The organism is Chryseobacterium ginsenosidimutans (genome assembly GCF_039536845.1).
Lineage (GTDB): Bacteria > Bacteroidota > Bacteroidia > Flavobacteriales > Weeksellaceae > Chryseobacterium > Chryseobacterium ginsenosidimutans_B.
Genome location: NZ_BAAAZJ010000003.1, coordinates 566,002 through 588,623 on the forward strand (window position 1 = coordinate 566,002; position 22,622 = coordinate 588,623).

General features: G+C 30.9%; 23 protein-coding genes. 21 read left to right on the top strand and 2 right to left on the bottom strand.

Annotation, left to right across the window (positions count from 1 at the left end):
• Window positions 1–2 precede the first annotated feature (2 nt).
• The 21 genes from ABD745_RS02645 (at window position 3) to ABD745_RS02740 (ending at window position 20,046) form a co-directional block, all read left to right on the top strand.
• Window positions 3–875 (top strand): glycosyltransferase family 2 protein, encoded by an 873-nt coding sequence (locus ABD745_RS02645; protein WP_344824747.1) that lies wholly within the window; start codon window positions 3–5, stop codon window positions 873–875.
• Window positions 872–1,867 carry a CgeB family protein gene (locus tag ABD745_RS02650; RefSeq protein ID WP_344824749.1) on the top strand — a complete coding sequence of 332 codons (996 nt, stop codon included), beginning with the start codon at window positions 872–874 and terminating at the stop codon, window positions 1,865–1,867. Before ABD745_RS02645 ends, ABD745_RS02650 begins: the two co-directional genes overlap by 4 nt.
• 1 nt (window position 1,868) lies before the next feature.
• Window positions 1,869–2,981 carry an EpsG family protein gene (locus ABD745_RS02655; protein ID WP_344824752.1) on the top strand — a complete coding sequence of 371 codons (1,113 nt, stop codon included), beginning with the start codon at window positions 1,869–1,871 and terminating at the stop codon, window positions 2,979–2,981.
• Between the two features lie 66 nt (window positions 2,982–3,047).
• Window positions 3,048–4,124, top strand: coding sequence for an EpsG family protein (locus ABD745_RS21520; RefSeq protein ID WP_425549778.1), 1,077 nt, complete (start codon window positions 3,048–3,050; stop codon window positions 4,122–4,124).
• Window positions 4,125–4,127: 3 nt separating this feature from the next.
• Entirely contained in the window at window positions 4,128–5,114 is a 987-nt protein-coding gene (locus ABD745_RS02660) for a glycosyltransferase family 4 protein (RefSeq protein WP_344824755.1), read from the top strand.
• Window positions 5,111–6,118, top strand: coding sequence for a glycosyltransferase (locus ABD745_RS02665; RefSeq protein ID WP_344824758.1), 1,008 nt, complete (start codon window positions 5,111–5,113; stop codon window positions 6,116–6,118). Before ABD745_RS02660 ends, ABD745_RS02665 begins: the two co-directional genes overlap by 4 nt.
• A gap of 7 nt (window positions 6,119–6,125) precedes the next feature.
• Complete coding sequence (locus tag ABD745_RS02670) at window positions 6,126–7,130, top strand: polysaccharide biosynthesis protein (protein WP_344824761.1); 1,005 nt, start codon at window positions 6,126–6,128, stop codon at window positions 7,128–7,130.
• Entirely contained in the window at window positions 7,130–7,543 is a 414-nt protein-coding gene (locus ABD745_RS02675) for a cupin domain-containing protein (protein WP_344824764.1), read from the top strand. Before ABD745_RS02670 ends, ABD745_RS02675 begins: the two co-directional genes overlap by 1 nt.
• A gap of 1 nt (window position 7,544) precedes the next feature.
• Window positions 7,545–8,666, top strand: a complete 1,122-nt coding sequence (gene wecB / locus ABD745_RS02680; RefSeq protein WP_344824767.1) for a non-hydrolyzing UDP-N-acetylglucosamine 2-epimerase — start codon at window positions 7,545–7,547, stop codon at window positions 8,664–8,666.
• A complete protein-coding gene (locus tag ABD745_RS02685; protein ID WP_344824770.1) occupies window positions 8,663–9,511 on the top strand; it encodes a dTDP-4-dehydrorhamnose reductase family protein in 849 nt (282 codons plus the stop codon). The genes wecB and ABD745_RS02685 overlap by 4 nt, the downstream gene beginning before the upstream one ends.
• A gap of 106 nt (window positions 9,512–9,617) precedes the next feature.
• Entirely contained in the window at window positions 9,618–10,703 is a 1,086-nt protein-coding gene (locus ABD745_RS02690) for a glycosyltransferase family 4 protein (protein ID WP_344824773.1), read from the top strand.
• Between the two features lie 64 nt (window positions 10,704–10,767).
• Window positions 10,768–12,447, top strand: a complete 1,680-nt coding sequence (locus tag ABD745_RS02695; RefSeq protein WP_344824776.1) for a glycosyl hydrolase family 28-related protein — start codon at window positions 10,768–10,770, stop codon at window positions 12,445–12,447.
• A 75-nt stretch (window positions 12,448–12,522) separates the two neighbouring features.
• Window positions 12,523–13,125 carry a sugar transferase gene (locus ABD745_RS02700; RefSeq protein ID WP_344824779.1) on the top strand — a complete coding sequence of 201 codons (603 nt, stop codon included), beginning with the start codon at window positions 12,523–12,525 and terminating at the stop codon, window positions 13,123–13,125.
• Window positions 13,126–13,135: 10 nt separating this feature from the next.
• On the top strand, window positions 13,136–13,726 hold the full coding sequence (locus ABD745_RS02705) for an acetyltransferase (RefSeq protein WP_425549785.1): 591 nt from the start codon (window positions 13,136–13,138) through the stop codon (window positions 13,724–13,726).
• A 16-nt stretch (window positions 13,727–13,742) separates the two neighbouring features.
• Window positions 13,743–14,879 (top strand): aminotransferase class I/II-fold pyridoxal phosphate-dependent enzyme, encoded by a 1,137-nt coding sequence (locus tag ABD745_RS02710; protein WP_344824785.1) that lies wholly within the window; start codon window positions 13,743–13,745, stop codon window positions 14,877–14,879.
• An 11-nt stretch (window positions 14,880–14,890) separates the two neighbouring features.
• Complete coding sequence (locus ABD745_RS02715) at window positions 14,891–15,463, top strand: sugar transferase (RefSeq protein ID WP_344824788.1); 573 nt, start codon at window positions 14,891–14,893, stop codon at window positions 15,461–15,463.
• 40 nt (window positions 15,464–15,503) lie between these two features.
• Window positions 15,504–16,049: a dTDP-4-dehydrorhamnose 3,5-epimerase gene (gene rfbC / locus ABD745_RS02720; protein ID WP_344824791.1), complete on the top strand. Its 546-nt coding sequence runs from the start codon at window positions 15,504–15,506 to the stop codon at window positions 16,047–16,049.
• Between the two features lie 95 nt (window positions 16,050–16,144).
• The gene (rimO, locus tag ABD745_RS02725; protein ID WP_344824794.1) at window positions 16,145–17,446 is read left to right on the top strand and encodes a 30S ribosomal protein S12 methylthiotransferase RimO; all 1,302 of its coding nucleotides are present in this window, start codon (window positions 16,145–16,147) and stop codon (window positions 17,444–17,446) included.
• A gap of 412 nt (window positions 17,447–17,858) precedes the next feature.
• Window positions 17,859–18,521, top strand: a complete 663-nt coding sequence (locus ABD745_RS02730; RefSeq protein ID WP_344824797.1) for a hypothetical protein — start codon at window positions 17,859–17,861, stop codon at window positions 18,519–18,521.
• A gap of 244 nt (window positions 18,522–18,765) precedes the next feature.
• A complete protein-coding gene (locus tag ABD745_RS02735; protein WP_344824800.1) occupies window positions 18,766–19,293 on the top strand; it encodes a hypothetical protein in 528 nt (175 codons plus the stop codon).
• 381 nt (window positions 19,294–19,674) lie between these two features.
• The gene (locus ABD745_RS02740) at window positions 19,675–20,046 is read left to right on the top strand and encodes a septal ring lytic transglycosylase RlpA family protein (protein WP_047399733.1); all 372 of its coding nucleotides are present in this window, start codon (window positions 19,675–19,677) and stop codon (window positions 20,044–20,046) included.
• A gap of 60 nt (window positions 20,047–20,106) precedes the next feature.
• On the opposite strand, the gene ABD745_RS02745 is transcribed toward ABD745_RS02740, so the two are convergent.
• Window positions 20,107–20,871 (bottom strand): exodeoxyribonuclease III, encoded by a 765-nt coding sequence (locus tag ABD745_RS02745; RefSeq protein WP_344824804.1) that lies wholly within the window; start codon window positions 20,869–20,871, stop codon window positions 20,107–20,109.
• Window positions 20,872–20,959: 88 nt separating this feature from the next.
• Window positions 20,960–22,504: a T9SS response regulator signal transducer PorX gene (gene porX, locus ABD745_RS02750; RefSeq protein ID WP_344824807.1), complete on the bottom strand. Its 1,545-nt coding sequence runs from the start codon at window positions 22,502–22,504 to the stop codon at window positions 20,960–20,962.
• Between the last annotated feature and the right edge of the window lie 118 nt (window positions 22,505–22,622).

The following is a 22,622-nucleotide window of genomic DNA, read 5'->3' on the forward strand; positions in this document are numbered from 1 at the left end:
TAATGCAGGTTTCCATTATAATTGTAAATTATAATACAAAAGTTATCACAAATAACTGCATAGATTCTATCATCTCGAAAACTCAAGATATAGAATACGAAATTATATTAGTAGATAATGGATCTACAGACGGCTCCAAAGAGCATTTTGAACAAAGAGATGATATAAAATACATCTATTCCCTGGAAAATCTCGGTTTTGGGAAGGCCAATAATCTGGGAAACCAACATGCTACCGGAGAATTTTTATTTATACTAAACTCTGACACGATCTTAATTGAAAATTCAATAAAAATTTTGAAAGATTTTTTTGAAATTAATGAGAGTAAATTAAATATCGGCGTTTTAGGAGCAGTTTTATGTGATGAAAATTTAAATATGATTAATACTGCAGGTTCATTTCCTCAGATTAAATTTTATATTTCGGATTATTTAAATTTATTTTTTAAAACAAAATATAAGACATACAAAAAAATTAGTTTTAGTGACATTACAAAAGTGGATATGGTGAGTGGGGCGGATATGTTTTTAAGAAGGAAATTATTTAATGAAGTAAGTGGTTTCGATGAAAAATTTTTCCTCTATTTTGAAGAAACTGATCTACAAAAGAGAATCGTTAACTTATCCAAAATAAATTATATTACCAATCAGACGAAAATAATTCATTTGGAAGGTGCAAGTTCTAAGGTAAATAATTGGAAGAGAAAAATCATACAGGATAGCCAGACATTATATTTTAGAAAAAATGACAGTAAGAATTTTTTGAAATATGTTTTTTTTGAATTATTATGCAGCCCCATAAGATTTTTGAACTCAAATTATAGTTTTAAAGAAAATATCAGTTTCTTTAAAAATAATATAAATAAGCTTTTATGAAAATAGCGATTATAGGAAGTAAGGATTTTGACAGTCTGGAATATCATCTTCATGATTCTTTAGAATTCATGGGGCACAATATCTTTCATATTGATGTAAAAGATGTTATTAAAATACCCTATAAATATAATTATTGGGCAACAAAATTTTTCCCAAAATATGATGAACAAGTTTTTACTAAAATAGCGAATCGAATTATAGATGAAAAGCCTGATTTAGTAATCGGAGTGTATCGTTTTATCCATCCAAGTTGCATCAGAAAAATCAAAAATGAGCTGAAAAACGTAAAGGTAATCCATATCAATCCTGATGCTTTGACAACCTTTGAATATCAGCAGATATTTGTTTCAGATTATGACGCCTATTTTACCAAAGATCCTTATATCGTTGATTTCATGAAAGGTAAGATGAATCTGAATGCTCATTATCTTCCTGAAGCCTTTAATCAAAGAGTACATAAACCTGTAGATAAAGAAAAAGCGGCGTTAGAAAAAGACATCAATATAGATGTTGTAACTTTTGGAACAATGTATCCTTATCGCGCTAATATGGTGAAAAATCTTGTAGATAGCGGTATAGATATAAAATTGTTTGGTATACCAGACAGAAGATTTCCCCAAAAAGCAGTTGAAAATAATTTCACTAATGAATTTATAACCGGAGAAAGAAAGTCTGAGGTTTTATTAGGTTCTAAAATAGTATTTAATAATTTTCACTATGCTGAAATAGAATCTGTAAACGTAAAGTTTTTTGAAATTGCAGGAATTGGAGGTTTCCAAATCTGTGACTATAAACCAATAATCAAAGAGTATTCTGTGATTGATCCTGAAAAATTTACGTATAAAAATATCTATGAAGCTATAGAAAAAATTCAGTATTATATTCATAAACCTGAAGAAAGATATGCTATTTGTGAACAGCAGAGAGCACATTTTTTAGAGCATCATACATATGAACAGAGAATGAAAACAATGTTGGAATTAATAAACTAATATGGAGATTTATTTTTTTACAATATTTTTCTTAGTGTTTTTTTCTCTCATAGAGTTAAATCTTAAAGACGTAAAAGAATCTGGCACATTGCTGAATACTTTAAAGTTTTTAAGTTTTGTAATATTAGTTACTCAGATGGGGCTTAGATGGGAAACCGGAACAGACTGGATTCCTTACCTGAATCATTATGAAAATTTCAGAAATGAGCATCGATGGATAGGCTATAATGATCAATTGGAGCTGGGATATGATTTTTTTGCCCATTTTTTTTATAAATATGCTTATGGATATTCAATATTTCTTTTTACAAATGCATTGATTTTCTATTTTCTGATCTTTAAGGCTTTAAATTTTTTTTCTAAGTATTTTTTTATTACTTTACTCGTATTCTATTGTTTATTTATGGGTAATCTGGGAACTAATCGGCAATTACTGGCATTAGGACTGGGCTTATATTCATTAACATTTTTATTTAAAAAACAATATACATATTATTTTTTATTAATACTGATAGGGTATTTTTTTCATGCAACATCTTTAATTTTTATATTCTTCTTCTTTATTAATAGAGAGTTTAAAGGTTACTTACTTTTGGCATTATTACTAGGAGCTATAGTAATAGGATATTCATCTATTCCTATCTATATATTTGGAATGGCCGGTGGAATTAGTGAGGAGGCAAGTAAGAAAGCAGAGCTGTATGTAAAAGCAGCAGAGAAAGAAACAGCTATATTGTCAGTATTTGGTCTTTTAAAAAGATTATTTTTTCTATTTGTTTTTTATATCGTCAGAAATAAATTACAGGAAAAAATTCCTCAATATAATTTGATTTTTAACGGATATTTTCTGGGAATACTTTTTTATTTTATATTTAGTAAATCTTTATTAGTAATGATAAGTAGAGGAAGTTTGTACTTTAATGCAATGGAGCCAATTCTTATAGGGTTTCTTCTCTTATTAGTAGAGGATAAGAAAAAAAGAATGATATTAATAATTCCTTTATTTATTATTGCATTTATAGATTTTAATCAGTCGATAGGTGCTTACAAAGATCTTTTTGATCCCTATAAAGGATTATTTTATAATATGGACTATCGTAGATTTATTTATTAATAAAACTCATCAATAGTATATTAGAATATGACTATTTTTTTAGAAAATAATTTAAAGAATTGCTAAGTGATACCAATATTTGTCCTTTTTTTGTTGAGCTTTTCTTTTATTAATGATAAATTATTAGCGACTAAGAAAACAATTATATTCGTTTTCTGTTTACTTTTTTGGTGGTTTTTAGAAAGTTTCAGATGGGAGAGTGGGACAGACTTTTCCAATTACTATAATAATTTTGATAGGATGAAACTAGAAGGTATTTGGACAGATAGATACGAATGGGGATATAATTTTACTGTCTTTTTTTTTAAGTATTATCTAAAGTCTACATTCTATTTTTTTAATGCTGTTTACTATGCAGTGATATTTCTGATGTATTTTTTTTCGATTAAAAAAGCTACACAAAATCCTATATTATTTGTATTTATTTTCTTTTGTTTTGCTGTTGGATTAATGGGAAGTACGCGACAATTAATGTCGGTTTCTATTATGTTTTTTGCAAGCATATATTTTCTGGAGAAGAGAAAATTATGGTTTATTTTATCTATCCTTATTGCCTCTCTATTTCACAGAACCGTAATAATTTGTTTGGTTTTCGTTTTCTTTACATATAATATACAATACAAATATTGGTTTTATTTAATTGCATTTGCTGTTTTCGCACAGCTTAGTGGATTCAATGGATTTATAATGGAAAAAGTAATTTTACTCCTGCCTAAAGCATATACCGAAAGGTTTTTCGGATATTTGTCATTATCTACATCCAATATTATAAACCTGAAAATTTATTTATTCGGAATTTTAAGACGCGTATTGCCGATAGCTTTACTGTTTATCTATAAAGATAAGTTGAAAATATTGATAGAAGAAAGTATATTGCAGTATGTACTGAATATAATGTTGTTCTCACTGTTTGCATATGTTATGTTATCATTCAATTTTACATTCATAATATCCAGAATTAGTATTTATTTCAATATCTTTGAAGCTCTTTTCTATGTATGGTTGATATCACTATTTATGAAAGAAAAAAAATATGTGTACACTGTAGGATTAATATCGTTTTTTCTTGTACTTTGTATAAAAAGTATCATGTATTATCCACATCTGTTTCTACCTTATAAAACTATATTTTTTACATTGTAAGCTATGGAAATTCATTTTTTTGAACGAAACCCTTTAGAAGGACAGATAAGCATAGAAAAACTTTTTTCTGTCATAAAAGAAGAATTGGACAGAAAAAATATTGGTTATAAAACATTTATCAATCCTTATTCTCTTTCTAAATTTTTTAAAGCTCTCGATTATTTTAAAAAAAATCAGGGAGAGATCAATCATATTACCGGAGATATACATTGGGTTTCATTAGCCTTGGACTCTAGAAAAACTTTACTTACTGTTCATGACTTATCCGGGTTATACCAATATACTGGAATCAAAAAATTCTTATATTATTTAATATGGGTATATTTACCTTTCAAAAAATTAAAATACATCACCGTAATTTCCGAAAAAACAAAACAGGAAATCATAAAATTATTGCCCTCTGTTGCAAATAAAATTCAGGTAATTCCCAATTGTATTACTATTGACATTTTACCTGTTGATTTAAAAAAAAACCTAGGGAGAGCTAAAATTCTTATCGTAGGTACAAGATCAAATAAAAATATTGAAAGGGTTTTACAAGCGTGCAAAGATCTTGATGTTAAACTTACAATTGTAGGAAAATTAGATGAAACACAATTGGAGATTTTGAAGAAGAATAATCAGAATTATAATAATTATGTCAATATTTCAGATGATGAGCTTAAAAAATTGTATGATGAAAACGATATATTATGTTTTCCATCTTTATATGAAGGATTTGGGCTGCCGATTTTAGAAGCACAGGCGAGAAATTGTATTGTAATTACTTCTAATCTTTCACCCATGAACAATGTCGCAGGAACTGGAGCATTGCTCATAGACCCCTATAATACAGAAGAGATCAGAAATTCACTAATAAAAATTATATCTAATGATGATATGAAAAAAGAATTGATCTCAAAAGGGCATGAAAATGTAAAAAAATACAGTCCGGAAATGATTGTAAATCAGTATGTTGATCTATACGAAAAAATTTTAGCAGCAAAATGATTCTTATTGATGCAATATATATAAACAATAGTGGTGGTAAAGTTTTATTAGACTATCTCATTGTCGAATTGGAAAAAACCGATAAAGAGGTTTTTTATCTTTTGGATTTTAGAATAAAAGATGAAAGCATAAAAATAAAGTCAACTAATAAGGTTGTCTATTTACAAGCTTCATTAATGAAGAGACGTAGTTTTTATAAAGAAAATAAAAATAAGTTTTCTACAATTCTTTGTTTTGGTAATTTGCCCCCAAATATTAGAACTTCAGCTAAGGTATATACTTACTTTCATCAGTTGCTTTTTCTTGATTTGCCGAAAGAAATGTCTTTCGTACAGAAGAAAATATATTATATTAAAACACATATATTAAATAATTTTAAGAAAAATACGGATTACTGGGTTGTACAGACTGGTTTAGTTAAAGAAAAGCTTTCCAGAAAATATAAAATCAATGAAAACACAATTTTAACATTGCCATTTTATCCTCCTTTTGATTCACAGGTTGTTTTAGCTAAAAAACAGTATCAGTATATTTATGTAAGCAATGTAACTATTCATAAAAATCATGGAAGATTAATAGAAGCATTTGTTAAATTTTATGATTTGCATAAAAAAGGAAAACTTATTCTGACAATTCCTTCTGATGCAGAAGAAATGTTAAATATTATTAATGTTAAGCGAAATGAAGGTTATCCGATTGAAAATATAGGGTTTGTAGAAAGAGAAAGCTTACAAAAATTATATTCAGAATCAGAATACCATGTTTTTCCGTCACTTACGGAGAGCTTTGGGTTAGGACTTATTGAAGCTATAGAAAACAATTGCAAGATCATTGGTTCAGATTTACCATATACTTATGCTGTATGTGAACCTAGTCTTGTATTCGATCCTTTAGATGTAAATTCTATAACTGAGGCATTATCTTTATCTTTACAAAAAAATACAATAAATTCAGAATCAAAAGTAAATAATGAAATTAATAATTTAATTTCGTGCTTATTTTAAACAAATTATGGAAATACAAAATAAAACACTTCTTATTACTGGTGGAACAGGTTCATTTGGGACAGCCGTTTTAAGAAAATTCATAGATACAGATCATTTTAAAGAAATTCGTATTTTCTCCCGTGACGAGAAAAAACAGGACGATATGCGTAATTTTTATAAAAATGATAAAATAAAATATTATATCGGTGATGTAAGAGATTATAATAGTGTTGATTACGCAATGAAAGACGTTGATTATGTTTTTCATGCAGCCGCTTTAAAACAAGTTCCGTCTTGTGAGTTTTTCCCAATGCAGGCTGTAAAAACCAATGTAGAAGGAACTCAGAATGTTATTCGTGCAGCAGCAGCAAACGGAGTAAAAAAAGTTATTTGTCTGTCTACAGATAAAGCAGCTTACCCTATTAATGCAATGGGAATTTCTAAAGCCATGATGGAAAAAGTAGCAGTTGCAGAAGCTAGAAATCTTAAAGATACCGTAGTTTGCTTAACCCGTTATGGTAACGTTATGGCGTCACGTGGCTCTGTAATTCCGTTATTTTTGAATCAAATAGAAAACAACGAAGATATCACTATCACAGATCCTAATATGACTCGTTTTTTAATGTCATTGGATGAGGCTGTTGAATTGGTATTATTTGCTTTTAAACATGCTAATCCTGGAGATTTGTTTGTTAATAAAGCACCGGCTGCAACAATTGGTGATTTGGCTAAAGCTGTTTTAGAACTGAAAAATGCAGACAACAAGGTGAAAATTATAGGAACCAGGCACGGTGAAAAACTATATGAAACACTTTGTACAAGAGAAGAAATGATGAATGCAGAAGATATGGGAGAATTTTACAGAATTCCAGCAGACAATCGTGATCTTAATTATGCCAAATATTTTTCTGAAGGTAATCAGATTGAAAGATCGATAGAAGATTATAACTCTCATAATACCAAAAGAGAAGATGTAGAAGGTGTGAAAGTATTATTAAAAAAATTAGATCTTTTTTCAAAACTAATATAATGCAGGTTTTACAAGGAGGATCTCATGAAGATGAAAGAGGAACAGTTTTCTATAATAATTCATTAGATCTTACTCTCGTAAAAAGAATGTATGTTATAGAAAATAAAGACATTGACACTTGCAGAGCATGGCAAGGACATAAAATTGAAAGCAGATGGTTTGTAGTTGTACAAGGTATATTTGAAATAAAATTAGTTAAAATTGATGATTTTGAAAACCCTTCCGGCAATTTAGAGGTTCAAAGCTTTATTATTAATGATAATTCTATGGATTCTTTATTTGTTGAAAAAGGATATGCTTCATCAATACAGGCACTTGAGCCAAAATCCAGATTAGTCGTTTTTTCAGATTATCAATTAGGAGAAGTAAAAGACGATTATAAATTTGATTCCCAAAAATGGAAACAGAAATAAAATGAAAAAATTAAAAGTAGTAACAATATTAGGGACAAGACCGGAAATTATCCGCTTAACAGAATGCATAAAAAAGTGTGACCAGTATTTCGAACATGTTTTAATACATACAGGCCAAAATTATGACTATGAGCTTAATGAGATCTTCTTTGAAGACTTAGAACTTCGCAAACCTGATTATTTTCTTAATGTTGCAGGAAATCATTTAGGAGAAACAATCGGTAATGTAATTTCTAAGTCTTATGAAATTCTGTCACAAGAAAAACCTGATGCATTGTTGGTTTTGGGAGATACGAACAGTGTTTTAAGTACTATTGCAGCAAAAAGACTTAAAATCCCTATTTTCCACATGGAAGCAGGAAACAGATGTTTTGATCAGAATGTTCCGGAAGAAATTAACAGGAAAATATCAGATCATATCAGCGATATCAACCTTACTTATACGGAAAACAGCAGAAGATACTTATTGAGTGAAGGTTTCCGTAAGGATCATGTATTTGTTACAGGTTCTCCATTGAAGGAGGTTTTAGATAAATATCAGGATAAAATTCAGCAGAGTGATGTTATTGAGCGTTTAGAATTAACAGAAAATAATTTTATCGTGGTAAGTGCGCACAGAGAAGAAAATATAGATTTGGAAAACCATTTTGAAATTCTGGTAGAATCCATTAATGCTGTGGCAGAGAAATATCAGATGCCAATAATATTTTCGACTCATCCACGTACAAAAAACAGAATTGAAAAAAATAATATTAAGTTTCATTCACTAATTCAAAATGTAGCTCCTTTAGGCTTTTTCGATTATGTTAAGTTGCAAAGCAAATCATTTATTGTTCTTTCCGATAGTGGTACTATAAGTGAAGAATCAGCGATGATGGGCTTTCCGGCAGTAAGCATCAGAACAAGTACAGAAAGACCGGAAGCTATCGATGCCGGAACTATTGTTTTGGGAGGAATTTCCAAAAACCAAATGTTGAATGCCATTGAAGTTTCTAAAGGATTATTTGATTCTAATATAGGTTTACCATTTGAATATGAAGTAAAAAATACTTCTAATCGCGTAATTAAAGCAATTCAGAGCTATTCTGCGATCGTTAATAAAGTAATTTGGGACAAGAAATGAAAAAAATACTTGTAATAGGGATCAAAGGAATGGCGGGACATGTCATATATAATTATCTTAATAAAAATGAAGATTATGAAATATATGGTATCGCAAGAAACATTACTGAAACAGAGAAAGAATTTTCGTTGGACGTTTCTGATACGGTAAAACTTAAAAAAATTATCACAGATAAAGATTTTGATTTTATCATTAATTGTATAGGAATTCTAAATAAAGATGCAGAAGATCATCCGTCGAAAGCGGTTTGGTTCAACAGTTATTTCCCTCATTTTTTAGAAGAAATCACAAAAGAACTAAAAACCAAGATTATACATATCAGTACAGATTGCGTTTTTAATGGAAAGCGAGGGCAATATAAAGAAGATGATTTTAAGGACGGAGATGGATTTTATGCACAGTCCAAAGCATTGGGTGAAATTGTTAATGATAAAGATCTTACCATCAGAACTTCTATTATCGGTCCGGAACTTAATAAAAATGGTATAGGTCTGTTTCATTGGTTTATGAACCAATCAGGTGAGGTTAATGGCTATACTTCTGCTTTTTGGAGTGGAGTAACAACTTTAGAATTAGCGAAAGCAATAGATTATCTCATAGAAAATCCATTGCAGGGTTTGGTTCATCTTACCAACGGAATTCCTATTAATAAATATGATCTGATAACAATTTTTAAAGAGATCTGGAATAAGAATGATATCACAATAAACTCCTACAACGGGAAAACGGTTGACAAATCCTTGGTAAAATCTGAAACTTTAAAGTATGAAGTTCCCGGTTACAAAAAAATGTTAGAGGAACAACAACAGTGGATGACAGAGTTTTCTAATCTTTATACCTACTAATTTGAATATTTTATTTGTCTTTTTTACATTACCCCATTTATCACAGTCAGCAATGTATAGTGATATGGTCAATGTGTTTCATAAAAATGGTCACAAGGTTTTTCCAATGGCACCAATTAATGGTAAAGAAAATAAATCTTTCATTTCAATAGAAGAAGGTATTGATGTCTTGAGAACACAAACAATAGATGTTTTTAGCAAAAACAAATTCAAAAAAGGATTTGCCAATATTTTACTTCCTTATCAGTTTAAAAAAAGCTACAAAAAATTCTGGAGAAATAATAAAATAGATCTTATTATTGTAGCAACTCCTTCAGTAATGTTTGCAGATTTTATTTCATATGTGAAAAAAGAAACCCAGGCTAAAGTATTATTAATGCAAAAGGATATTTTCCCCCAAAATGCAGTAGATCTTGGATTTATGAAGAAAGATGGCTTAACGTATAATTTTTTCAAAAAAAATGAAGTGAAACTTCTTTCTACAGCAGATTTTATAGGATGTACATCACCAGGAAATATTGATTATTTGTTAAAACATAATGATTTTCTAAATGACAGAAAGGTAAAACTTTTGTATAACAGTGCCAATTTGCTTGAGTTTTCTTCAGATCAAAATATCCGTTCAAAATATCATCTTGAAAATAAATTTGTTGTAGTCTTTGGTGGCAATATGGGTAAGCCCCAACAATTGGAAAATGTGCTTTCACTTGCAAGGAAATGTACAGTTTATAGCAATGTGCAGTTTCTCGTTATTGGTACAGGTACGGAAGTTGAAGATTTGAAAAAAGAAGCACAAAAATTAGAGTTAAAGAATTTACAGTTTATTGCTAAGGTTCCTCGGGAAGAATATTTTGAACTATTGTCAAACTGTAATATGGGGTTGATTAGTCTTCATCAAAATTTTACTGTTCCCAATACACCAATGAAACTTAATGATTATTTAAATGCGGGAATCCCTGTATTGGCATCTATTGACCGGAGCAATGATCTGGGAATTATTTTGGAAAAAAATAGAATGGGGAAATTTGCCTATGCAGATTCTCCTGAAGATTTATTTTCCGTTTTTAAAGAATTATATGAAGACGAATCGAAATGTCGTGAGCTTGGTAAAAACGGTAAAAAATTCTGCTTAGAAAATCTTTCTGCAGATAAATCTTATGAAACTATATTAGAAATAATAAAAAGTGTGTAAAATTTATGCAGAAAAAATTATTTGATACTGAATAAAAAAATATTCATTTAATAAAAACATACTTATGAAAAAAATATTATTTTGTCTGATATTTATTCTTTTTTCGACATATCAGAATGCTCAGAATTTATCGAATAATTTTCTATCTATTAAAAAATTTGGAGGTACCGGCGACGGCAGAACTTCAGATTCTGATAATCTTCAAAAAACAATTGATTTTGCTGAAAAAAATTCGATAAAAACAATTATAATTCCTGATGGAAAGTATTTACTGGATAAGCCATTGGTTTTTAGAAAAGGTGGTATTCAGCTTATAGGAACAGGGGCATTGTTGAGAGAAGAAGGCTGGGCCAAAACGAATAAAAATTTTGCCAATGATGAGCCTTTTATCGGATGTACATTTATGATCTCTAAAAATTCAACAGGAATCGTTTTTGATAAAACTGTAGCGGACCCTGTAAGAATTTCCAATATCCAGTTTCTTGCAAAAGATGGAAGGACACAAGGAAATACAATTGCTATAAAATTTCAATCAGAATTCAACGGTCCTACTTGGCCATTTATTGTTGAAAGATGTAATTTCAGAGGGTTTAACTATGCTGTAAAGTTCGAATCTGCTAATCAGTATAATGTTGCCTTTGTACAGTTTTCTCAAAATGCATTTTCTCAGAATGATGAATGTGTGTATTTTTCAGATTTACCAAATAATGAAGTTACACCCGCAGGAGGAAGGAATCTTACATGGGGATTTACCTTTCAGAATAATTCTTGCCATGATAATTCTAGAGTGATAAGAGGAGCTTTCTCGAAAGATCCCGTTAATATTCTTAACAATAATATGGAAGGAAATATTCCCTATGCTAATGGTAAAATGCCGCCTAATATTGTTGATTTAGAGATTAGTCATTGTACAGTAAATTTTGAGGGAAATCATTTTGAAAGTGTTGTGTCGGATTGTGTTTCTGTATCTTCTGCATTTAAGAAAAATGATGGTAGCTATGCAGAATATTCTGGGAAAACAACAGGAAGTGAGAAAAATAAGATTTTTATAAAGGGAAATAATTTTGATGGAATAAAAAATTTCAAACCTTTTATTCTTAAATCTATGATGGTTTATAATTATGATGCCTATAATTTGTATGTGGACGAATGCGATATAAGACAGAATGATTCAAATATTTTGAATGAATTTTTATCTGATTATGCTGTTTCACACGGAACGACATTAAAAACAGCAACAGGAAAATACGAAAGTTCTTACAAGGTTTTTAATATTTTCAGAGAAGTAAAATCTGTAAAAGTAAAAACATCAGGAACGGCAAATATTCTGTCTCCTTACTCAGGACTGGATTTTATTAAAGTTAACAAATCATCCTCGTCTTTTAAAAATCCTTCGGAATATATTTACACTAATGAAAATGATAAACTTGCAGGAGTTTCCTTTATTGTAAATAATCCTAAAATATCAGATTTTTTAGGAGTTGTAATTTTTGATGTTTCGGAAGATAATGGACAGACATATAAACAGCTATACTTGTCGGGTACATATGGTACAAACATAGGCTTTTCTACCATTACAGGATTTATTCCCACCAATGGCAAAAAATTAAAAATTAGAGCCTCACTTATTACGGATGTTATTGGAGATACCGATATCTTTGTTGCAAATAATTATACATTATTTACCATAAAAGAAACATCACAAATTCCGGCCATTCCTGTATTTGAAATCAGTAATTTATGAGAAAAATTAAAATAATAACTGTTGTCCCTGCAGAGGAAATCTTAAGATTCGTTAAACTAAAAAAAGAAAGATAAAGTGTATAGAAATTTCTTCAAAAGAATCATTGATTTTTGTTTGGCATTAATAGGTTTTTTGTTGTTAAGTCCCCTATTTTTATTAGTGATGATATGTCTTGCTTTTGTTAATAATGGTAAACCGTTCTTCTTTCAGAAAAGACCGGGTAAAAACGGAATAATTTTCAGTATCATTAAGTTTAAAACAATGAATGATAAAAAAGATTCCGATGGAAATTTTTTATCCGATGCAGAAAGAGTGACACCAATTGGGATGTTTGTAAGAAAAACTTCTTTGGATGAAATTCCGCAATTGCTTAATGTAATTAAAGGAGATATGTCTTTAATTGGTCCAAGACCACTTTTGGTTCGATATTTACCAATGTACAACGAGCATCAATCTAGAAGACATGAATTAAAACCTGGAATTACTGGTTGGGCACAAGTTAATGGTAGAAATGCAATTTCATGGAAACAGAAATTCGATTTTGATGTTTGGTATGTTGATAATCTATCATTTGTTGTAGATTTGAAGATAATTTTTTTAACAATAAAAAAAGTATTTTTAAAAGAAGGAATATCTGCAGATGGTCATGCAACTACAGAACCTTTTAAAGGAAATTAAAAAAACAGATATGTATTTATTTGGGGCTAGTGGACACGGTAAAGTTGTAGCAGATATTGCTATTGAAAAAGGGATTAAAATAACTGCCTTTATTGATCATGATATTAATAAAACAGAATGTTATGGATTTCCTGTAATTCATCATGTTATTGATGACGAAAAATCTTTAATAATAACGATAGGGGATAATTTTGCCCGAAAAACAATTGCAGAGAAAACGACTAACAAAATAGATAGACTTATTCATCCAAGATCAATAATTTCCAAAACATCTAAAATTGGAAAAGGAACAGTGGTAATGGGAGGTGCTACAATTAATGCAGATACTTATATCGGAGAACATTGTATTATTAATACAAATTCCTCTATTGATCATGAGTGTTATATTGAAGATTTTGTGCATATATCACCAAATGTAGCTTTGGCTGGAAATATTTATATTGGTGAAGGCTCACATATTGGTATTGGAGCAACTGTAATTCAGAATGTTAAAATAGGCGAATGGTGTGTAATTGGTGCAGGTGCCGTGATTTTGAAAGATGTTCCGGATTACTCTGTAGTTGTTGGAAACCCCGGAAGAGTAATAAAAAATATAAAATAAGCTTTAAAATAGATAAATGAATTCAAAAATCTGGTTATCATCTCCACATATGGGAGGTAATGAATTAAAATACATTAATGAAGCTTTTGCTGAAAACTGGGTGGCTCCTTTAGGACCAAATGTAAATGGTTTTGAAGAAGACTTAGAAAAATTCTTAGGAGAAGATACAAAAGTTGCGGCTTTATCGGCTGGAACAGCAGCACTTCATTTAGCATTAATTGAATGTGGAGTAGAAGCAGGTGATGAGGTAATTTGTCAGTCAATGACATTTTCTGCGTCTGCAAATCCTATTGCATATTGTGGCGCAACTCCTGTTTTTGTAGACAGTGAGCCTGAAACCTGGAACATGTGTCCTGCCGGTTTAAGACAGGCAATTGGAGACAGAATTCAAAAAGGGAAAAAACCAAAAGCAATTATCGTGGTTCATCTGTATGGGATGCCTGCAAAAATGGACGGAATTATTTCTATTGCAAATGAATTTGATATTGAAGTTATTGAAGATGCCGCGGAAGCATTAGGTTCCACTTATAAAGGTCAACCCTGCGGAACCTTCGGTCGTTTCGGAGTTTTGAGTTTTAATGGTAATAAAATTATTACAACTTCTGGCGGTGGCGCTTTAGTTTGTCACACTCAGGAAGATAAAGATAAAACGGTTTTTCTTTCTACACAGGCAAGAGATAATGCACCTCATTATCAGCATTCTCATATTGGTTACAATTACAGAATGAGTAATATTGTTGCGGGTGTCGGAAGAGGTCAGATGGAAGTTTTAGACAGCCGTGTGGAAGCGAGAAGAAGTATGCACGATTTTTACGTTGATATTTTTAAAAATATTGATGGGGTGACTGTATTTTCAGAGCCATCTTCAGATTTCTATTCTAATCATTGGCTTTCTGCCATTATGGTTAATCCCCAAATTACAGGAAAAACAAGAGAAGAATTAAGGATGGCTTTTCTGGAAGATAATATTGAATCAAGACCATTGTGGAAACCGATGCATTTGCAGCCGATTTTCAAAAATGCTCCTTTTTATGGAGGCGGTGTTTCTGAGAAATTGTTTAATGATGGTTTATGTCTTCCTTCCGGGTCAAATCTTACAGAAGAAGAGAAACTGAGAATTGCAAAAGTAATCAACGATTTTTTTGGACAATAACTTTGTAAAAAATGGGTCAGTATAGGTATTGGAAAGTTTTATTTGATTGCGTTTTATCAATCTTTCTAATTATTCTATTCTTACCTTTATTGTTCATATTGTTTATTATCACAAGCTTAGATACAAAGTCCAATGGTATTTTTTGTCAGAAAAGAATCGGACAATTTGGAAAGACTTTCACCATTTATAAGTTTAAAACTATTAATGATAACAAAAGAGAAAGTTCTGCAATAGGATTATTATTAAGAAGATTTAAACTTGATGAATTGCCTCAACTATTCAATATCCTGAAATGTGAAATGAGTTTCGTAGGACCACGTCCGGATATTGAAGGATATTATGATAAATTAAAAGGCGATTCAAGAAAAATTTTAGATCTAAAACCCGGATTAACCTCAGAAGCAAGTATTAAATACAGCGATGAAGATGCATTATTAAAGCAGCAAAAAGATCCTTTATTTTATAATGATGAGATTTTATTTCCGGATAAAGTAAGAATGAATTTAGATTATTTAGAAAATATGTCTTTTGGTAATGATATTAAAATTTTATCAAAGACTATTTTTAAAGTTTTTATAAAGTAAAATTAAAACTATTTAGGTTATTTTTAACCAATTTTGAATTATGAAAATAAAAGAAACTCCTTTAAAAGACTGTTATATTATAGAACCTACCATTTTTGAAGATGACAGAGGATATTTTTTTGAAAAATTTAATGAACAAAAATTCGAAGAACTGACCGGAATGAACGGGCACTTCGTTCAGGATAATATTTCAAAATCTTCGTATGGTGTTTTGAGAGGTCTTCATTTACAGAAAGGAGAACATGCTCAAGCTAAATTGGTTTCTTGTCTTGAAGGAAAAGTTTGGGATGTAGCAGTAGATTTAAGAGAAGATTCTCCGACTTTCGGACAATGGTTCGGAATTGAACTTACAGCAGAAAATAAAACACAGCTTTATATCCCAAGAGGTTTCGGACACGGATTTTCAGTACTAAGTGAGACTGCGGTTTTCGCGTATAAATGCGACAATTTTTACAATAAAGAATCAGAAGGAAGTGTGAAATACAACGATTCTGATCTCAATATTGATTGGAAAATTGAAGATAACGATGCCATACTTTCCGAAAAAGATAAAACAGCACCAGGTTTTAAAGAAAAGAATTTTTAAATATCATATTGAAAGCCACTTTATTAAAGTGGCTTTATTTTTTTAAGTAAAGGCTCTTTAATATTTTGTATCTTTGCAAACTCAAAATCAAAAAGATGCGCACAAAATCTGTAGGTAAGAAGAAAATTAATGTAGTAACGCTTGGATGTTCCAAGAACGTTTATGATTCTGAAGTTTTAATGAGCCAGCTTAAAGCCAATGGTAAAGAAGTTGTTCATGAAGACAAAGGAGATATTGTGGTGATCAATACCTGCGGATTTATCGATAACGCGAAAGAAGAGTCTATCAATACCATTCTTGATTATGTAGAGGCGAAAAATAGGGGAGAAGTAGAAAAAGTATTTGTTACAGGCTGTCTTTCAGAAAGATATAAGCCGGATTTGATAAGAGAAATTCCCGATGTAGACCAATATTTTGGGACGAGAGATCTTCCTATCTTATTGAAGCATTTAGGAGCAGATTATAAGCACGAATTGGTTGGAGAACGATTAACAACGACTCCAAAGCATTATGCTTACTTGAAAATTTCTGAAGGCTGCGACAGACCTTGTTCGTTTTGCGCAATTCCTTTAATGAGAGGTAATCACGTTTCGACACCTATTGAAAAATTGGTTCTTGAGGCTCAAAAATTAGCTAAAAAAGGAACAAAAGAATTGATTTTGATCGCTCAGGATCTTACTTATTATGGTTTGGATATTTATAAAAGACGTGCATTGGGAGATCTTTTAAAAGAATTGGTAAAAGTAGAAGGTATTGAGTGGATTCGTCTGCATTATGCCTTTCCAAGCGGTTTCCCGGAAGATGTTCTGGATATTATCCGGGAAGAACCGAAAGTTTGTAATTATATAGATATTCCTCTTCAGCATATCAATTCAGATTTATTAAAATCAATGAAAAGAGGAACTACCCATGAAAAAACAGATGCTCTTTTAGGTAAATTCAGAGAAAAAGTTCCGGATATGGCAATCAGAACGACACTTATTGTTGGGTATCCCGGAGAAACTGAAGAAATTTTCCAGGAATTAAAAGATTGGGTAAGAGAACAGAAATTCGATAGATTAGGTTGTTTCACTTATTCTCATGAAGAAAATACGGGAGCTTACGTATTGGAAGATAATATCCCGCAAGAAGTGAAAGAAGCAAGAGTAGAAGAAATTATGGAAATCCAGTCTCAAATTTCTTGGGAAAAGAATCAGGAGAAAATAGGTAATATATATAAATGTATATTTGACAGGAAAGAAGGGAATTATTTCATTGGAAGAACAGAGTATGATTCTCCAGATGTAGACAATACTGTCTTGGTTTCTGCAGAGGATACATACATCTCAATTGGTGATTTTGCTAACGTAAAAATTACTTCGGCAGAAGAATTTGATTTATATGGAGAATTAATTTAATTATTCCCAAATAGTTGATATTTCTTTAAGTAATTATGATTATAATTTTCATTAAAATAAAATTATTAATCAGTTTATGAATATTAAGATAAATTAATTAACAGAAGAGAATTGCTTAATTGCCTGATTTATAGGTTGTTTTGTCTGTGTTGAATTAAAATGTTAAAACTTTTTTATTTAATGTTGTGTAAATTAGATAATAAAGTATTAACTTTGCCATATGAATGGATTTTATAGTTCTATTCATTTAAAACTTAGATAATTAAAGAATCAGTAAAACTTAAATGTTTTTTGAAATTATATATCATAAAATATTTTATTTTTTATTAATGAAAGGCACAATTTGGGGTAAGTTTCCCATTTGAATATAATTATCATTGATGAAAATGTAATTTAAAATCTTTAAAAACTTATGAAAAAATTTTTATTAACAACGACTATGTTAGTCGGATTCGTAGCAATCGCTCAGGCACAGCAAGGGCGTGTAGGTATTAATACAACTACTCCCGCTGCTACTTTGGATGTTGTCGGTGCTCCTGCGGATGCAACTAGACCGGACGCATTATTAGTCCCTCGTATTACAAGAGGCCAATTACAGGCAAAAGATGCTGTGTATACTGCTGCACAAAACGGAGCTCTTGCGTTCGTTTCTTCAATTGCAGATGGTGCAGCAACTGGAAAAGCAATTAATGTAACAGCAGTAGGATTCTATTATTATGATGGGGCTACTACAAATACATGGATTGCATTTGGTGGTGGTGCTCCTGCAACTCAAAGGTACGAAGCTATTAGAGGAACTGCAGTTGTAACTTCTGCCGCAGCTTATACAGCTACTGCAAGTGATTACTTGATAGAAACAACTTCTGGAGCTGCAGTTACAATTACTTTACCTGCCGCAACTGCTGCAAATAATGGTAGAGTAGTAGTTGTTTCTAATCAGAATACTGCTGCTTCTACAGTTACTGTTGTTGATGCTAGTGCAACTCCAATTGTGGGTACTGCTACTGTTTTGCAACTTAGAGGGAAACATTTTATATCCGACGGTACAAGATGGGTTTCAATTTCTTACAATTAATACTTAAAAATTCAATACAATGAAAAAAATAGTTTTATTTAGCATATTATGTTTCCTTTCATCTAATTTATATCATTCTCAAATAGCAACAAATCAAGTAACTGTTGCAACAATTACTGATGAGAATGCATTTTTAGATGCAAGTTCAAATTTTGACCAAAGTGCTAACTCGTCTAATACAATTGGAAAAGGGTTGGTATACCCTCGAACTAATCTTACTACGTGGGTCTTCAAAACAGACATTGTGGACGGAATTAATTTTCCTACAGGATTTGATGGTATGATTGTATATAATACAGGAACTGGGAATACTTTGACAGGAACTGATAACCCTAGTGTAGCTTCTTCTGTTACTCCTGGATTTTATTATTTTTCAAATCCTATAGTTGCTGGTAGTGTTACTGGTAGTGCAGCTGTTACAACTGGTAGATGGTTGCCATTAGGAGCTTCTGCAAAATTCAATGTTGTAAACAATGCAGCAGCTGGTGTTGCTACAAATACTCAAGTTGATGGTGCTCCAGTTTATGCATATAAAGGTCAATTTACAACAACTGGAAGTTCAACGGCTGTTACTCTTGCTGTTCCTTCAGGTCTTACAGCAATGTATGGAATCACTATTTTTAAGAAGGCTTCTTCAGGTAACAAAGTAGTTTTCTCTAAAGAATTATATTCTTATGATTCAACATCTGGTGCGGCGATTACAGGATCTCCAAGCATGTCTGTTGTTTATCCTGCAGATACTTATGATTATATTATTGAATATTTCAAATAAGAATATCTTTTTATAATATAAAGCCAATGAGATTTCATTGGCTTTTTTTATTTTCAATTTGACTTTATTTTACAATCCGGGATTTTTTTTAATGATTAATTAGTATCAAATTTTATAATCTTAAAATTATTTAACTTATTGATTATCAAACCGAATTATATGTTAAAAGTATCAGAATATTCTTATTTTAGTTAAATTTGTTAACTTTTTAACTGTTTTTTTAACACTCTTTAACAATGCCTTCTAAAACGCCTATTAATAGGAAGTTATAATAAATATTAAGATAAATTTTAGTTTTAATTAACGTTTGTTAACAAATGAAGTAGGGACTTTAGAAGATTCATGATACATTTGCTGAGTCAAAACCAATAAAAGTTCAACATGATGAAAAGATTCATTCTCGTAATCATAATGATGATTTCAAGCTTTGGTATTTATTCTTTCAAGAATAATGCCATAGATGCGAAAAAAACAAGTTATGCATCGTACTACCACGAAAAGTTTAACGGTAGAAAAACAGCCAGCGGAGAGATCTTTGATAATGCAAAGTTCACCGCAGCAAACAGAACGCTTCCGTTTGGTACCAACATTAGAGTGACCAATCTGAACAATGGAAAAGAGGTAATTGTGAGAGTAAATGATAGAGGTCCTTACCATTCATCAAGATCTTTAGATATGTCTAAAGCAGCGTTCGATGAAATCGGAGATACCAATAGAGGTACAATTCCGGTGGAATATGAAATTGTCGATTAAATTTATGATTTAAATTAAAAGAAAAACCAACTGGATTCAGTTGGTTTTTTTCTTTTCGTATTATATGCTTAATTCTACCAAAGCAGGACAATGGTCGGAATGTACAGCTTCTTTTAAAATAATGGCTCTTGTGAGCTGGTCTTTTAAAGAATAAGACGCAAAATTATAATCCAATCTCCAGCCTTTATTTTTAGCTCTCGAATTTTGTCTGTAGCTCCACCAGGTATAATTATCGGGTTCATTATTGAAAAGTCTGAAACTGTCGATTAATTCGCATTCGTTGATGAAATCAGTCATCCATTCTCTTTCCATTGGTAGAAAGCCTGAAACATTCTTTAAACGAACCGGATCGTGAATATCGATTGCTTCATGACAAATATTAAAATCTCCTGAAATAATAAGATTTGGAATTTCTTTTTTTAAGTTTTTAATATAATTTAAAAAATCGTGGCAGAACTGCATTTTAAATTCTAATCTTTCAATGTTGGAAGCTGAAGGTACATAGACAGAGATTGCAGAAAATCCGTCAAAATCTGCACGGATGATTCTTCCTTCATTGTCATAACTTTCGATACCACAACCATATTCCACATGATTAGGTTTAATTTTCGAAGCAATTCCGACGCCACTGTAGCCTTTTCTTACCGCAGAATGCCAGTAACTGTAATAACCCTGTTTTTCGAGGCTTTCGATGTCTATTTGGTCGTTTCCTGCTTTACTTTCCTGAATGCAGATAATATCCGGATCAGCAGTTTTCAGCCAGCCTAGAAAATCTTTAGTAAAAGCTGCCCTGATTCCGTTTACGTTGTAAGTGATTAATTTCATACTCCAAAAATATTAATAAAAAAGTAGCGGAAAAAATCTATAGATTTTTTCCGCTACCCTTATTACCAAAGTAAATAACTATGAAAAACTACTTCGGTTCTAAAATACTGAAAGGAATAATACATTCTTCCAATGAAATTCCTCCGTGTTGGTATGTTTCTTTATAATAATTTACAAAGTGATTATAATTTTTTGGATATGCTAAAAAGATATTGTTCTTAGCAAAAATATATTTCGAACTTAAATTTCCTTTTGGTAAAAACAGTTTTTCGGGATTGGTAATTGCCCAGACATCGCTTGTGTCGTAAGTTAAACTTTTCCCTGTTTTATAACGGATATTTGTCGAAGTTTCTCTGTCACCTACGACTTTACTTGGTTTTTTTACATACACTGTTCCGTGGTCGGTTGTAATCACTAATTTGAAGCCACTTTCGGCAGCCACTTTAATGATTTTTAATAATGATGAATTTTCAAACCAGTTCAAAGTTAGTGATCTGAAAGTTTTGTCATCACGAATCAGTTGATCGACAATATGATTATCGGTTTTCGCGTGAGAAAGAATATCGATAAAGTTGTAAACAATCACCAAAAGATCATTGTTTTTATGCTGATTGAAATCATCATAGATTTTTCTTTCAAAATCAGCGTTTAACACTTTAAGGTATTTCATTGATTTGGAACCTAAACCAATTCTTTTCATTTGATCTTCCAGAAAATCACGCTCGAATTCATTTTTATTTCCTTCTTCATTATCGTTAAACCATTTATCAGGAAAACGTTTTTCAATTTCAGACGGCAATAATCCCGCAAAGAAAGAATTTCTCGCATACTGAGTTGCAGTCGGAAGAATACTGTAATAATAGTCTTCTGAAACCTTGTTGTAATATTTCGTAAATAATGGCTCAATCACTTTCCATTGGTCATACCGAAGATTATCAACCATTAAAAGCAATACTTTTTCTTTTTCAATCTCCGGCTTTACTTTTTCTTTGAAGAGGGTATGACTCATGTTGGGCTTATCATTTCCGTTTAACCAATCTTCGTAATTGTTTTCTATAAATTTTGCAAACTGAATATTGGCTTCCTCTTTTTGGGACTGTAAAAGATCTGCAAATTCATTATCTGCTACTTTATCGAATTTAAGTTCCCAATTAACGATTTTCTTATAATAATCAGCCCAATCCTGATATGTTCTCAGATAAGAAAGTTCCATAGAAAGGTTTCTGAATTCCTGCTGATACTGCAGAATAGTTTTCTGCTCAACAAGATTATCTTCCTGAAGGTTTTTCTTTAACGATAATAAAATCTGGTTGGGATTTACTGGTTTTAAAATATAATCGGCAATCTGAGATCCGATTGCTTCTTCCATAATATGTTCCTCCTCACTTTTCGTCACCATTACTATTTTCAGAGAATTATCCTTCTCTTTAATCATAGGAATTGCTTCCAGTCCGGAAATTCCGGGCATATTTTCATCAATAAGTGTCAATGCGAACTTCTCAGAATCCATTAGTTCAAGTGCCTCATTCACGTTGTTAACAGGCGTTACCTGATAACCCTTTTTTTCTAAAAATACGATGTGAGGTTTAAGTAAATCTATTTCATCATCTATCCATAATATCTTTTCCGACATAATTTATTTTTTACATGGTTATAGTATCAAATTGTTGACCAATTCTTTACAAAAACTGCCAAAATAAGCAGGTTTTAAGTTAAATATAAGTTAAATGAAAACATAACGGAATATTTCC

What these genes read in the sequence shown, in the direction of transcription:
- ABD745_RS02660 (WP_344824755.1), top strand. Translation starts at nt 4,128, where the DNA reads ATGGAAATTCATTTTTTTGAACGAAACCCTTTAGAAGGACAGATAAGC.
- ABD745_RS02645 (WP_344824747.1), top strand. Translation starts at nt 3, where the DNA reads ATGCAGGTTTCCATTATAATTGTAAATTATAATACAAAAGTTATCACA.
- rfbC (WP_344824791.1), top strand. Translation starts at nt 15,504, where the DNA reads ATGAAAATAAAAGAAACTCCTTTAAAAGACTGTTATATTATAGAACCT.
- ABD745_RS02715 (WP_344824788.1), top strand. Translation starts at nt 14,891, where the DNA reads ATGGGTCAGTATAGGTATTGGAAAGTTTTATTTGATTGCGTTTTATCA.
- porX (WP_344824807.1), bottom strand. Translation starts at nt 22,504, where the DNA reads ATGTCGGAAAAGATATTATGGATAGATGATGAAATAGATTTACTTAAA.
- ABD745_RS02695 (WP_344824776.1), top strand. Translation starts at nt 10,768, where the DNA reads ATGAAAAAAATATTATTTTGTCTGATATTTATTCTTTTTTCGACATAT.
- ABD745_RS02655 (WP_344824752.1), top strand. Translation starts at nt 1,869, where the DNA reads ATGGAGATTTATTTTTTTACAATATTTTTCTTAGTGTTTTTTTCTCTC.
- wecB (WP_344824767.1), top strand. Translation starts at nt 7,545, where the DNA reads ATGAAAAAATTAAAAGTAGTAACAATATTAGGGACAAGACCGGAAATT.
- ABD745_RS02665 (WP_344824758.1), top strand. Translation starts at nt 5,111, where the DNA reads ATGATTCTTATTGATGCAATATATATAAACAATAGTGGTGGTAAAGTT.
- ABD745_RS02675 (WP_344824764.1), top strand. Translation starts at nt 7,130, where the DNA reads ATGCAGGTTTTACAAGGAGGATCTCATGAAGATGAAAGAGGAACAGTT.
- ABD745_RS02650 (WP_344824749.1), top strand. Translation starts at nt 872, where the DNA reads ATGAAAATAGCGATTATAGGAAGTAAGGATTTTGACAGTCTGGAATAT.
- ABD745_RS02710 (WP_344824785.1), top strand. Translation starts at nt 13,743, where the DNA reads ATGAATTCAAAAATCTGGTTATCATCTCCACATATGGGAGGTAATGAA.
- ABD745_RS02685 (WP_344824770.1), top strand. Translation starts at nt 8,663, where the DNA reads ATGAAAAAAATACTTGTAATAGGGATCAAAGGAATGGCGGGACATGTC.
- ABD745_RS02690 (WP_344824773.1), top strand. Translation starts at nt 9,618, where the DNA reads ATGGCACCAATTAATGGTAAAGAAAATAAATCTTTCATTTCAATAGAA.
- ABD745_RS02670 (WP_344824761.1), top strand. Translation starts at nt 6,126, where the DNA reads ATGGAAATACAAAATAAAACACTTCTTATTACTGGTGGAACAGGTTCA.
- rimO (WP_344824794.1), top strand. Translation starts at nt 16,145, where the DNA reads ATGCGCACAAAATCTGTAGGTAAGAAGAAAATTAATGTAGTAACGCTT.
- ABD745_RS02745 (WP_344824804.1), bottom strand. Translation starts at nt 20,871, where the DNA reads ATGAAATTAATCACTTACAACGTAAACGGAATCAGGGCAGCTTTTACT.
- ABD745_RS02740 (WP_047399733.1), top strand. Translation starts at nt 19,675, where the DNA reads ATGATGAAAAGATTCATTCTCGTAATCATAATGATGATTTCAAGCTTT.
- ABD745_RS02705 (WP_425549785.1), top strand. Translation starts at nt 13,136, where the DNA reads ATGTATTTATTTGGGGCTAGTGGACACGGTAAAGTTGTAGCAGATATT.
- ABD745_RS02730 (WP_344824797.1), top strand. Translation starts at nt 17,859, where the DNA reads ATGAAAAAATTTTTATTAACAACGACTATGTTAGTCGGATTCGTAGCA.